The sequence below is a fragment of the Neobacillus niacini genome, assembly GCF_000759675.1.
Taxonomy (GTDB): Bacteria; Bacillota; Bacilli; order Bacillales; family Cytobacillaceae; genus Neobacillus; species Neobacillus niacini_A.
In genome coordinates, this window is sequence record NZ_BAWM01000101.1 from 1 (window position 1) to 12,817 (window position 12,817).

14 protein-coding genes are annotated in these 12,817 nt (G+C 37.9%); 3 read left to right on the forward strand and 11 right to left on the reverse strand.

Annotation, left to right across the window (positions count from 1 at the left end; genetic code table 11):
• Positions 1-129: 129 nt before the first annotated feature.
• Complete coding sequence (locus tag TR08_RS23525; RefSeq protein WP_045522394.1) at positions 130-894, reverse strand: MerR family transcriptional regulator; 765 nt, start codon at positions 892-894, stop codon at positions 130-132.
• 186 nt (positions 895-1,080) lie between these two features.
• On the opposite strand from TR08_RS23525, the gene TR08_RS33730 reads away from it, so the two are divergent.
• A complete protein-coding gene (locus TR08_RS33730; protein WP_274521053.1) occupies positions 1,081-1,215 on the forward strand; it encodes a hypothetical protein in 135 nt (44 codons plus the stop codon).
• Positions 1,216-1,386: 171 nt separating this feature from the next.
• Here TR08_RS33730 and TR08_RS23530 read toward each other — a convergent pair whose 3' ends face one another.
• The 4 genes from TR08_RS23530 to TR08_RS23545 all read right to left on the reverse strand — a co-directional run bounded on the left by TR08_RS23530 (position 1,387) and on the right by TR08_RS23545 (position 6,102).
• A complete protein-coding gene (locus tag TR08_RS23530) occupies positions 1,387-3,000 on the reverse strand; it encodes an acyl-CoA dehydrogenase family protein (protein WP_045522396.1) in 1,614 nt (537 codons plus the stop codon).
• A 188-nt stretch (positions 3,001-3,188) separates the two neighbouring features.
• On the reverse strand, positions 3,189-3,788 hold the full coding sequence (locus TR08_RS23535) for a response regulator transcription factor (RefSeq protein WP_045522398.1): 600 nt from the start codon (positions 3,786-3,788) through the stop codon (positions 3,189-3,191).
• A gap of 4 nt (positions 3,789-3,792) precedes the next feature.
• Positions 3,793-4,926 (reverse strand): sensor histidine kinase, encoded by a 1,134-nt coding sequence (locus tag TR08_RS23540; RefSeq protein WP_045522400.1) that lies wholly within the window; start codon positions 4,924-4,926, stop codon positions 3,793-3,795.
• 144 nt (positions 4,927-5,070) lie between these two features.
• On the reverse strand, positions 5,071-6,102 hold the full coding sequence (locus TR08_RS23545; RefSeq protein ID WP_045522530.1) for a fatty acid desaturase: 1,032 nt from the start codon (positions 6,100-6,102) through the stop codon (positions 5,071-5,073).
• A gap of 276 nt (positions 6,103-6,378) precedes the next feature.
• Between TR08_RS23545 and TR08_RS23550 the strand changes: the two genes are divergently transcribed.
• Positions 6,379-6,741, forward strand: coding sequence for a DoxX family protein (locus tag TR08_RS23550; protein WP_045522402.1), 363 nt, complete (start codon positions 6,379-6,381; stop codon positions 6,739-6,741).
• 326 nt (positions 6,742-7,067) lie between these two features.
• The gene (locus tag TR08_RS23555) at positions 7,068-8,096 is read left to right on the forward strand and encodes a UvrB/UvrC motif-containing protein (protein WP_238579228.1); all 1,029 of its coding nucleotides are present in this window, start codon (positions 7,068-7,070) and stop codon (positions 8,094-8,096) included.
• Positions 8,097-8,112: 16 nt separating this feature from the next.
• Here TR08_RS23555 and TR08_RS23560 read toward each other — a convergent pair whose 3' ends face one another.
• From TR08_RS23560 to TR08_RS32780, 6 genes are all read right to left on the reverse strand, one after another.
• Entirely contained in the window at positions 8,113-8,721 is a 609-nt protein-coding gene (locus TR08_RS23560; RefSeq protein WP_045522405.1) for a methyltransferase, read from the reverse strand.
• 33 nt (positions 8,722-8,754) lie between these two features.
• Positions 8,755-9,312, reverse strand: coding sequence for a hypothetical protein (locus tag TR08_RS23565; protein WP_045522407.1), 558 nt, complete (start codon positions 9,310-9,312; stop codon positions 8,755-8,757).
• A 3-nt stretch (positions 9,313-9,315) separates the two neighbouring features.
• A complete protein-coding gene (locus TR08_RS23570) occupies positions 9,316-9,948 on the reverse strand; it encodes an SCO family protein (RefSeq protein WP_045522409.1) in 633 nt (210 codons plus the stop codon).
• A 226-nt stretch (positions 9,949-10,174) separates the two neighbouring features.
• On the reverse strand, positions 10,175-11,857 hold the full coding sequence (locus TR08_RS23575; RefSeq protein WP_045522531.1) for a cbb3-type cytochrome c oxidase subunit I: 1,683 nt from the start codon (positions 11,855-11,857) through the stop codon (positions 10,175-10,177).
• Positions 11,858-11,876: 19 nt separating this feature from the next.
• A complete protein-coding gene (locus TR08_RS23580; protein WP_045522410.1) occupies positions 11,877-12,344 on the reverse strand; it encodes a cytochrome c oxidase subunit II in 468 nt (155 codons plus the stop codon).
• 12 nt (positions 12,345-12,356) lie between these two features.
• The gene (locus TR08_RS32780; RefSeq protein ID WP_193747834.1) at positions 12,357-12,500 is read right to left on the reverse strand and encodes a hypothetical protein; all 144 of its coding nucleotides are present in this window, start codon (positions 12,498-12,500) and stop codon (positions 12,357-12,359) included.
• Positions 12,501-12,817 lie beyond the last annotated feature (317 nt).

Sequence of the window (12,817 nt, forward strand, 5' to 3'; positions counted from 1 at the left end):
GCGCCACAACAATATTCGCTGTCAATCTCAAGAGAATTCTCACTCTTCTTAAAGAAAAAGAATAAAGAATAGGGATAAAAAACGTAAGTTTTTCAGTGCCCTCTAACAATCCTGGGTGAGTTTTTACCATTATTTTTTTTGCCCTGTGTAAATATGAATCGCGTCTCTTAAGAACTCTGCTGTTCCTGGTTGTTCCTTATCATAATAAGCTGTAAACCTTTCGTCATCCACATACATTTGTCCTAGACCTGCATGGGCTTCCTTGCTGTATTGGTTCCAATAATAGGATAGCCATTGCTTGTGTAGATCGGCCGCTTTTTGTGCTAATTCACCAGCAGGGTCTCCCGTTTTAAATGCTTCAGCTAGTGTAGTGTGGATTTGTTCAGCTAATACTGTTACTTCTTCATATTGTTCCTGCGTCATATTCATTACTTTTGCATTAGACGCTTCAACAGTATCCTTTCCATATTTCTCACGAATTTCTTTTCCATACTTTTTCTCGTTATCTTCAATCATCTTTTTCTTAAAACCTTCAAATTTCTCTTTATTTGACATGCTAATTCTCCCTTCCGTAACGGCTATTGTTTTATCGACATTTGCGATTAATAAATCTAGTTGTTCTCTTTTTTCGAGGAGTTTTTCACGATGCTCCCGCAGTGCTTTTGCACCATCAAAAGTAGGAGCAGTTACAATATCCTTGATGCTGTCTAAACCCACTCCTAATTCTCTATAGAATAGGATTTGCTGCAGGCGATTCACCTCCGTCTGACCATAGATCCGATATCCTGATGAATTGATTCTTGCCGGCTTAAGAATTCCAATTTCATCATAATACCTGAGTGTTCGGGTGCTAACACCTGCGAGATTAGCTAGCTTTTGTATTGTATATTCCATGTGATCATCTCCTCATAAACTAACGATACACCTTTACGCAACGTCAAGGTCAATAACTAGTTTGCCTATTTTTATAAAAAATGGCTTTGTTAATTTACTTTGTTGATATATTGCGAATAAGATCCGGTCATTAATGAGGGCTATTGGTGACCGACATCTTAGTTGGATGAGAGAAAGTGGTCACCTATGAAGACTATTGGAGACCAGAATCTTAGTTGGAATAGAGAAAGTGGTCACCTATGGGGGCTATTGGTGACTGTAATCTTAGCTGGATTAGAGAAAGTGGTCACCTATGAAGACTATTGGAGACCAGAACCTTAGTTGGAATAGAGAAAGTGGTCACCTATGGGGGCTATTGGTGACCGGTATCTTAGGAAAATCAAAATTGTAGTAACCATGAAACGTTTATGATGACTTTAACACTCAACAAAAGTAATTAATAAGAGGCATATCCAAAGTGTTTGTCAACACCAGGGAATTGCCTCCTTTTTATTATTCGATTTCTGCTAATGCAGCTTCCTGATACGCTTTAAAGAAGGAATCACAAAATGTGTCCCATTCCGCAGCAGCTTCCATTGAAGCTTCATTTACTTCTCCTAGAACTGGTCTTTGGAGTAAATCTTCCAGTTGCTCTGAGAATTGCTTAATGGATTCTTGTGAAGCCCCTTTTAATACATTACCAACAAAATCAGATGGTGAATACCAGTCTGCAACTCTCTGAAGATCACGATAAATTTGTGTGAGAAGCAGATTACGAGGTCCTTCCCATTGTTCATTGACGACAACATCCCGGAAAATTCTTGGCAATGCTGAGAATTCCTCCATTACCCCATGACCCGCAAAGACTGAAATTGCCTCCCGAAGAACTTCTGCTCCCTCATTTGTTGCACATATTTTTTGAAGTAAAACGAGTTCTCGTAAGTTAAATAGCTGCTTGCGAACTTCGATTGGATGATCAGAATTAATCCCTGGATTTAAAGGCTTCTCTAAGCGTAAGAAAAGGTCATAAATTTTAAAGGCGCCTGCAGTTGTTCGTTTAGCAGCGTTTTCAATTTTCCTCAGCTTACTTGCCGCTAAAGGATAATCATTTACCTTTTTTCCAAAGACTGTCCGGAAGTCTCCATAAAGATTTGCTTCTCTTGATGCCCGAAGCATAAATCCTGCACATGCGATTCCAATCTCCAGCCTGGATAAGGTAAGCACAATTCCAACTGCGACGGCAATACCTTTATCCTTTGGCCCAATTGGATATGCTAGTGCACCGTTATATTGAATTTCGGCAGTTGGTAATTCGGCCGTTCCAAGTTTCCATTTTATCCGATTGATTTGATAACCGTTTCGTTTTTCCTTTTCTTTATCACCAGGAAGCCATGCTGGGACAACAAAAGTTGATACCTTGTTGGTACCCGTGATCTTTGCAGTTACAACTGAATAATCTGCATGGGCAGCTGAGCAGAAAAATTTATTTCCATATAATCGATAGTTTTTCCCGTCTGGTACGGCTTCAATAACATTAGCAGGCAGATCAGAGCCGCCTTGAATCTCTGTCATAAACTGGGCACCTATTGCAAATTCACCACTTATCCCTTCTCTTGTATGTAGTAAGATGTCTTGGAGTTCTGGAATTTCATGATTGGGGAATTGATCAAGAAGCGCAATTAATCCATGCGTACAGGTTAAGGGGCATGTAACGCCACCTTCACCGATTTGGTGCGTTAGCATTCGTTTAACAAAGCTTTCCCATGGCGGCATTTTACTCAAAAAAAGACCTTCGCCAAAAACGTCGTTCTCTAACTGATGTACCTCATGCGGGCGGACAATTCGGTCAATCCGATGATTAAAGGCATCATAATGAAGCATGTATGGACGAGCCTCCGGCCTGGCATTTTGTTCTGCCCACTTATTCCATTTTGAAGACACCCTAGGAGAAAATGATTGGATTTGCTCCTGAACCTGTTCAAAATACGAACCAGTAAAATGCTTCACTGCCTGCTGCAAAAATGGTTCATCACGATACCAATCCAAATTCTCACGTCTTGAAACAAATTCATCAAAACTATAAGTATTCTTACCCCTCGTCTCCGTTTCATGCGAAGTTAAACTCATCCAAAGCTCACTCCTTTTTCATTTAATTAATCATAATATTCAGTCTAATTATAACATGAGCACTCCTCAAAAAAGAAACAGGACCTGCGTCCTGTTTCAATAATTTGCCTAAGTGTCCATATGGGGTGGAAACTGTCCACGAGTGGTGCCTGTCACCGTTGAATGTCACCGCTGAAGTGTCACTGCTTTTATTTGAACCAGCCTTTTTCTTTGGATTGTTTGATGGCTTCGATTCGGTTTTTGACGTCTAGTTTGTCTAGTATGGTTGAGATATAATTACGGACGGTTCCTGTTTTGATGCTGAGTTGTTCTGCGATTTCTTGTGTGTTTTTGCCATCTGCAACAAGTTCGAGTACTTCTTTTTCTCGGTCTGTAAGTGGATTTTCTTCGGAGTAAACATCGTCCATAAGTTCTGGGGCGTAAATCCGTTTTCCTTCCATTACCCTACGGATGGAGCTTGCTAACTCTTCACTTGGACTATCCTTTAATAGATAGCCTCGAACTCCTGCTTTTAGGGCACGTTGGAAATAACCGGTTCGCGCAAAGGTTGTTAATATAATCACTTTGCAGTTTAAGCCTTTTAGCTCTTCTGCGGCTTCAAGTCCTGTTTTTCCTGGCATTTCAATGTCCATAATGCAAATATCAGGCTGATGCTTACGTACTAAAGATACTGCTTCTTCCCCATTTGATGCCTTGCCAACCACTTCCATATCTTCTTCCAAATTAAGAAGTGAACCGAAGGCGCCCAGCAGCATTTGCTGATCTTCCGCTATTACGATTCTAATCATTATTCTACGCCTCCTCCTTATCAGATGGCTTTACGTCATTGGGCACTCTGATTACTAAGGTTGTTCCTTCTTTTGTTAGGAGCTCTAAGCTGCCATTAATAAACTCAAGGCGCTCTTTCATTCCTAAAAGACCGCTTCCCCTCGTGTCCTTCTCTCCTTCACTTTTAAACACACCATTATCATGGATGGTCATCACCATTTCCTTCCACGATTGCTCAATTGAAATGGAACAAGAGCTGGCACCACTATGTTTGACTATATTGTTTACTGCCTCTTTTAAGCACATGCTAAGAATGTTCTCGGTCAATAAGGGAACATTTTTTATTGAAATATCCTGGTTTCCCTCGAAATTTATTTCGGCGGCCTTCAGGATTTGTTTCACACGTACAATCTCATCCTTTAAACGGATTCCTCTCATCGAAGACACCATTTTTCTTACTTCACTTAACGCTGTTCTTGCCGTTTGCTGCACATCCTTTAATTCATTACGCGCTTGTTCCGGGTCTTTGGTAATTAATCTTCTGGCTAAATCACTTTTCAAACCGATGAGTGATAGCTTTTGACCTAATGTATCATGAAGGTCCCTGGCAATCCTTTGGCGCTCTTCTAATTTAACCAGCTCAGAAATCCGTTTGTTTGCATCCTCAAGTTTTTCTTCAAGCTGTCCCCTTTCATTCCTGTTGTGAATATTAAATGGGAGTAAAATAACACTTATCCAAATAATGATGACAAATGGCAATTGCTTAAGAAAAAATCCATCCTGCTGTACAATGCTGAAGTTAATTGAGGCGGAAGTACTAATCAAATGAATGAAATATAAAGTTAGGAAGGTTATACGTTCCTTAATATTACCGATAAAATAAGCGAGAAAAAAGGCAAAATAAACATAGCTGAAAAGACTGGTTGATGTGATTGAAATACCGATTAAGATGAAGGTCCAAAGGTATACCGGCCAACCTTTTGAAAAAAATGCAATTCGATAGAAGATAAAAAAGAGAACCGTTAGGATAATTCCAACGATAATTTTAATAGGTGAGGATGTTTGAAATATAAAATAAAATGGCAATATGCAAAGAATTGTCCAAATATAAGGTGATATACCGCTATTTTTCTGGAATTTCATATACCTTTTTATCATAAGAGAACCTCATTTTCAGCATAAAATAGTTTATCATCTTAATTTTACCACAATTACCCTTTATCTTCATTTACTACTATTTATCCGACCAATACCTTCATTTAGAACACAAATAACGACAAGCCCCAAAAGGGCCTGTCGTGTCTAAGCTTTCTCTAGTCGAAGAAACTCTTTCTGTTTTTTAACTAGTACCTTTATTTCTTTAAAGCCAACAAACTTTTTCCCCTGCTCATCCCATAGTCGAAATTTGAGTGAGCTTAAGCTTGTTGCTAACGTGATGGTTGGAACGTTTTGCAATGGCAGTGTATTATTATGTGCAGCTTCCAGCTTATAATTTGGAACCCTCGGGCTTAAATGGTGAACATGGTGGTAACCAATATTCCCCGTCAGCCATTGTAAAATTTTTGGAAGCTTATAGAAAGAACTGCCTTCAACCGCTGCTTTCACGTATTTCCAGTGCTTATCTTCCTCAAAGTATGAATCTTCAAAAGTATGCTGTACATAAAATAACCATATTCCTAGTGAACCTGATATTAAAAAGATCGGAGCTTGTACTAATAGGAATTGCCCCCAGCCTAATGTCAAACCGAGTATAACAGCTATAGCAACAATCCCTGCATTAGTTATATAAGTATTAATACGTTCATTTAACCTTGCACCTTTTCTATTAAAGCGATTTTTTAGCAGGAAAACGTAAATCGGACCTAATCCAAACATAACGAGAGGATTACGATACAACCTGTATTTTAATCTTTCCCTAGTTGATGCAGTTAGGTATTCATCCATTGTCAATACCCAGATATCACCTGTTCCTCGCTTATCTAAATTACTGCTCGTTGCGTGATGGACAGAATGATCGTGCTGCCATTGATGATATGGAAAAACCGTCAATATTCCGGTAATCGTTCCGAGAATCGTATTTGCTTTCCGATTTTTAAAAAAGGAGTGATGGCAGCAATCATGAAAAATAATGAAAGTCCTCACCAAAAACCCTGCTGCAACTACCGAGATACCCAATGTAAGTATGTATGAAATGGTAAGGCTTTGATAAGCAAGAATCCACAATAAAAAGAAAGGTACAAGGGTATTTATCATCTGCCAAATGCTTGCTCGTAGATTTGATTTTTCATAAGGCGCAACTTGCTTCCGTAAATTCCTCTGATTTTGTTCCATCATTACTTTATTCCCTTCTTTCATTTGTTATCAAAAGTATTGCCCTAGTAATTCACCCTTTGTAGATATAGCTGTCATATGCCAAACATGATAAATGTCATATTCCCTCCATTACGCAAGAGAGGAGAAGCTCAACTCCGAGCCTCTCCTCCCCTTTTGGGCAAGATTATTTTTTGCAATCTAAGTAATTATTAACCCTTTAATTTTTACATTTTTTCAGTACCCTAGAAATTATCATTGTTTGTCCTACCCTTTGCATACAGTTTAATAAAGGGGGGATTGAACATTACTAATTCATTTTCAGCAGTTCGTTACGTGGTGGCATATGTATTTATTACTTCAGGGGTTATGAAAGTATTCAGTTCACATCTAGCTGAGGTTTTTATCAATTTAGGACTGCCTTTTCCAGAGATGATGTTATATGTTACAGCCTTTTTGGAAATTACCTGCGGCTTTCTGATTTTACTAAATCGTAGTGTGAAAAATGCAGTCATTCCCTTAATTGGAATCATGATTGCAGCCATTCTCTTAACAAAGCTTCCATCGATAAACACTGGAATCTTACAATTTGCCTTTAATGCAAGATTAGACGTTGTCATGATAGTACTGCTGTTTATCTTATACTTGAGATCACCTAACTAACTTGTCACCAGATTGTTTACCGCAATCTGGTTTTTATCTTTATGCTAGGCTGTGTTAAAGGTTATTGTTAATTTGTAACTATGTTGATTTGTGCGGAAGGCGCGAGACTCCTGCGGGAGGTCGGGGCAGGGGAGACCCCGCAGGCGCTTAAGCGCCGAGGAGGCTCCCCGAACCGCCCGCGGAAAGCGAAGCGTCTGGAGCACAAATCAACAGGCTAATTTACCACAGCATTATGATAAAATAGAAAAAAAGAGAGGAAGGGGGGCGTTATTATTTTTTTAAAAGAAAAGGTAAAAAACCTTCCTGCTACTCCTGGTGTATATTTAATGAAAGATTCCAACGGAACAATCATTTACGTGGGAAAAGCAAAAAATTTAAAACGAAGAGTTCAGTCTTACTTTCAAAATTCTAAAGCTCATCCTCAAAAAATAAAAAAGCTTGTTAGTAACATAAAAGATTTTGATTATATCCTAACCGATACAGAATTTGAAGCGTTTATGCTTGAATGCAAATTAATAAGGAAAATCAAACCACTTTTTAATAAAATGATGAAGAGCCCAGAGTCCTATACCTATATTGTCATTCAAGAGAATAAAGGGTTCCGTTCTATTGAATTATCACACAACAGAAAACAGGATGGCAGGCTATACTTTGGACCATACCAAAGTAAACGTAGAGTTGAAAGTGCCATTCTTGGATTAAAAGAATCCTTTAAAATTCTTTGCAGCAACCTAGGGACAAAAAATACACCATGTTTAAACTATTCTTTAGGATTGTGTATTGGCATGTGTCTTGGGGGTTCAGCCTTACAGGAATATAATAAAATAGTCGATAACATTATCGCATTACTTGAGAACACTAACCTGAGCATTCTGGAAGAATTGAAACAACGAATGGCAGAAGCTGCTGAAGCATTTGATTTCGAAGCCGCCGCTAAGTATAGGGATAAAATTGAGGCCATTAACTTTCTGATTAATAAAGAAAAAGTAATAGAATTCACCGAGGAAAATAAAAATATTGTAGTTCTTGAATATTTAAGTGAAGATACCTTTAAACTTTTCCTTATTAAACGAAATAAAATTGTCTTTAGTGAAAACTATAACGCGGAGTGCCTAACATTGGAACAACTCTGTACATTAACAAAGACTTATTTTAAAAATACTGCCCTTCATTCCTCAAATGAAGTGACCAGAGATGAAATTGATGAAGCGCAAATTATCTATAATTATGTAAAAAGCAACAATTGCCGTTATATAACGATCTCTGAAAAATGGCTCCACAATAAGACTACTGTGAACATAGAAAAGGCACTAAATAAATTACTTTATATAAAAATCCCTCGATTGTCACAATGACACCGAGGGATTGATTCTAATAAGCCAAATGATAAATTAAAAATCGTTCATTCTGATTATGCTCATATAAACCCGGAAGTTGGACTTCCTTCCTTAATTCAAATAAGGTGTTATTTTCTAAAAAGTAGATATAATCTTCAGAGGGATAATATAAAATCACGTCTACCTCACGTTTGAATTTTTCCACTGAAACCAAAATATTATTAATGATTTTCCAAAATATCGGAATCGTAAAAGGGTTAAAAAAATAAAAACGATTATCTAAAGGATTAATTTCATATTTTTCAGCCAAGCAGCAATGAAATTGAATTTTATCTTTAGCATTTTTAAATTTTTTCAAATAACTAGTTTGGTTTTCAACTGCCTCTTGGTATAAAGTCTCATTCATTTCGATCCCTACAACAGAAGCATGAAATAAGTAATGAATAAAGAAATTTAATCTTCCTTTTCCACAACCAAAATCAACAATATGATCGTTACTAGTCAATTCATATTGAGCAAATAATTTTTCAAGTGCACTATAGGGCGTCGGCTCATACCTGTGATAATGGAAAGACTTCGTGTATCCTTTTTGGTCTCCTCCAGTACTTATGTTCAGCAATTCATCATAATTCTGTTCCTTCATTAGTATACTCCTGCCCACCCCATAAACTCTTATTCATTCATAAGCCGAAGGGTCGATAAAAAAATTGTACCCCAAATAGATTACCAAACCTATTGCTGTCGTTAAAAATGCCCAGCCAAGAGTTACTTGCTCAATTAGAAGATAGTTATTACATAATTGCACAGGGGACCAAATATATAACCATCCCAATCCAATAAACATAACTGTGAAACTAATAATAACAACATTTTTTCCTAATGAACTGAGTTTTTTCCAACTATTTCGTAAAGAAACTCCTGCTAAAAATGGCAAACTAAAAAATTTAAATGCTTCAACGGTCTGTGTAGTCAATGCTTCATCCATTGTTCGGGGTAACATCCAGTATACCATGATAATGACAAATAAAAGAATTCCTGGAAGTCCATTACTATTCCACTTTACGAAAAATCCCGGAAATCTTTTTTGGAAAAATCGTGCCATTAAGAATCCCGCAATCACCAGCATCGGCATTTGCATATGCATATGAATAACCATTACTGATTCCATGAAATTTGCAACCGGAGGTATAACTAAGAAAATAAATAATAATAAGCCATAAAATGACTGATTCATAGTTCACTCCTCCGTTCCATTTTCAAGAAGGTTAATAACTGTTTTAGCAGCTTCATCTATTTCTTTGTAATCCAAAACATTTATCAAACTACCTTTTTTATCAACTAAATAAAAGGCAGAGTTATGTGCAAAATTGCCATACTCATCAGGAATAACAATGACACCAAATCGATCTAACAAAGATTTCAATTCGGCTTGATCGCTAATTCTAGCCATCCTCCAGGTTTCCCCATCACTGTTAAAAAAGTCTTTATATTTGTTTAAGGTAGCAGGATCATCTCTCTCGGGATCAAAGCTGATACTTAAAAAAACAATGTCTTCACCGAGATACTTGCTTGGCACCTTATCATACACTTGCGCCATGTTGTATTCTAATTCAGGGCAAACCGTTGTACAGGAAGTATATAAAAATGTAATAAATACATATTTGTCTTCAAATTCAGAAATCGAATATTTTCGTCCCTTGTTATCTTCAAGCGTAACTTCTGGGAATTTTGGTTTATCATCAATCAGCTGCTTCACTCTTGCAGTTTCGGCAGTAAATGCACTGAATCCATCCGTTCCTATAAAAAATAATACGAACCCAAACACGAGAACTAAAAATAACGAGATTGTATTATGTCTATTTTTGATCATAGAGACCACATCCATCTCTGTTTTCTATATTTAAAAAGTCATTCAAATAAGCATAAAGAGACAGCCCAGAAACTTCGAGCTATCTCTTTATCAGTCCATTCTGTCCAGCTCCAGCGCCTAGGGGCTCGGGGTCATAAGCCAATCCGTCAGGAAGGTTAAAGAGCAACCTTCCCGCCGGCTCGTCTTATGCCTGTCGCCCCTGGTCAAGGCGCTTCCGCTTTTCGTTTTACCAAGTCTTAAACGGTGGTGATCCTGGAGGTGCGTTTACGATAAATTCTGTAAGCGGGATTACATATGCCATTGCTACGACGATTAACATGATAACAATCCAAAGGCCCCAGCGCTCTGTCAAATAAGGAGTTTTTGTTGCGTTATCTTCTTCCTCAGCAATTGGGAATTCTGTTTCACCTTTTGGTGCAAAGAACATCATATTGAATACGGCGTACACTTGAAGAATAACACCGATAATTAGTAACGTACCGCCAACTGCTAATAACATCAAGTATGGATCCCAGCCTAATGCTGTTGCATGATCTCCATAAGTTGAGTAAGAAGTTCTTCTTGGTGAACCAAGCAAACCAACGTAGTGCATAGAACCAGACATAAAGATCATACCAATTGTCCAAATCCATGTTTGGATAACACCTAATCGATTGATTTGCGGCGTTAATACGCGGTTTGAAATATAAGGAACTAACCAATAACTGATTCCAAAGAATGTCATAACGACTGACATACCTAATGTTAAGTGGAAATGCCCAACAATCCACATTGTATTATGAACAACTTGGTCTAATTGGTTTGTGCTTTGTGCAATACCGCCAGCTCCAGCTGGAATGAAGGCAACCATTGCAATGAATGGTGCTAGGAATCGAACATCGCCCCATGGCATTTTCTTCCACCAGCCAACTAAACCTTTGCCGCCCTTTCTTCTTGCTGTACGTTCAAATACTGCGAACAGTGCAAAGGCTGTCATGAGTGATGGGAATCCAATTGCCAAACTCATAAATACGTGCATGAATTTAACAACTTCATTAATACCTGGGTCAATGATTTGGTGATGGAATCCACCAGTGATGTTCATAATGACTAGAGCGATAATAACCACTCGCGTTAATAAATCACTCCATCGCTTTCCGCCGATAATTTTTGGTACAACTACGTACCATGCAGAAACAGCTGTTAAATACCAGATATTAACCAATGTGTGTCCAAAAGCCCAGAACAGTGTACGAGCGACCATTACATTGATCGTTTCAACCCAGCCAAATACCCATGGAATAATCATAAATAATACTTCAACTGCTACAAACATTAGAGCGAAAAATAATAGAACGAATACACCAGTTGCAAAGTAAGAAAGAATTGGAACGTGTTGTCCTTTATGATTTTTTCTCCAATTCGCTACTTGGATAAATGCCCCAATACAGCACATCCAAACACCAACTACGATTAATGCTAAACCAATATAAAATACAGGATGTGCAGCCATCGGCGGATAGAATGTGTACATAACAGATGCTTCATTCATTAAGATAGGAATGACAGCTAATACAAATCCAATCAACTTTATTACGAAACCAGACCAAGCGAACTTCCTTACTTTTGGAAGAAGCCCCCCTAAATTATGAGAAAGTGCTGCATAAAAGTATCCAATGGTAAAGAATGCCGTTAACACGAGGATTAGCAATAATCCATGTGCAGTCAATACTTGATAATAATTAAACCAAGTTGGTAACTCTAACAATCCTGCTCTGTTTAAACCTTGTAATAATCCTAAAAATCCTCCAACTAATAATGCGATAAATGCTACAGCTATATATGATTTCGATATTTTTGCATCCTCTGGGTAAAATCCCAGCATTTTATTTGTTTTATCTTTAAAACCTGTTTTTAAATCTGCTTCCATTTTCATCTAATATCCCCCCTTATTTAACCGTAATCGTTGTACTCATTACTTGGTGACCTGCACCACAATATTCATTACAGATAACTAAATAATTACCCGGTTTATCAAATGTTTGTGTGATTTTTTGGATATGACCTGGCATAACCATTGCATTAATGTTTGTGCCTGCCACTTCAAATCCATGTACAACATCTTTTGAAGTTAAAATAAATGTAACCTTTGCCCCAGCAGGTATTTCAATGTTGTTTGGAGTAAAACCAAATGCTTGTAGGGTCATAACAACTTCATATTCATTGTCGCCTATTTGTTTTACCCCAGGTTCATTGAACGGAGCTATTTCATCCACCTTCTGAGGATCAATGGTTTCCATATTACTTGGTGGTCCCATTTCAAGTGCAAAAGCCTGGTAACCAGTGATTAACATGAATCCCATAATGATACCAAAACTTATCGTAAGCCATATTTTTTCATCAAGATGCATTTTCATTTTTTTCACCCCTTATATTCTGGCCATATAAAGCCCGTATAGTACTAGATACGTAGCAACAATCACGACTCCAACCACTGTTACGGAAATCCATGTTCCTTTTAATGGTGCTTCGTGTTCTTTATTACTTTTGTGATTCACTTTTGCAGCTCCCATTGAAAATTCAACCCCCTTAATTTGTTCTTACCTCTATCATAATTGCGAGGGATTCTCAGTGTAGTGAACTGCATCACGGGCACGAAAATTTTTTTAAAAATTGCTCTGTTAAACTTGGTTGTTGATTTTCGTTCCAGGCACTTCGCTTTCCGCGGGCGACCGCCGAGCCTCCTCGACACTGCGTGTCTGCGGGGTCTCGCCTGTCTCGCTTCTCCCGCAGGAGTCTTCGTGCCTTCCACTCCAATCAACAAGTGGTTAAAATCAACATTATTCTTTAACAAAGCCTTAAAAATAAAAAAACTGCCCCTGATCTGCTA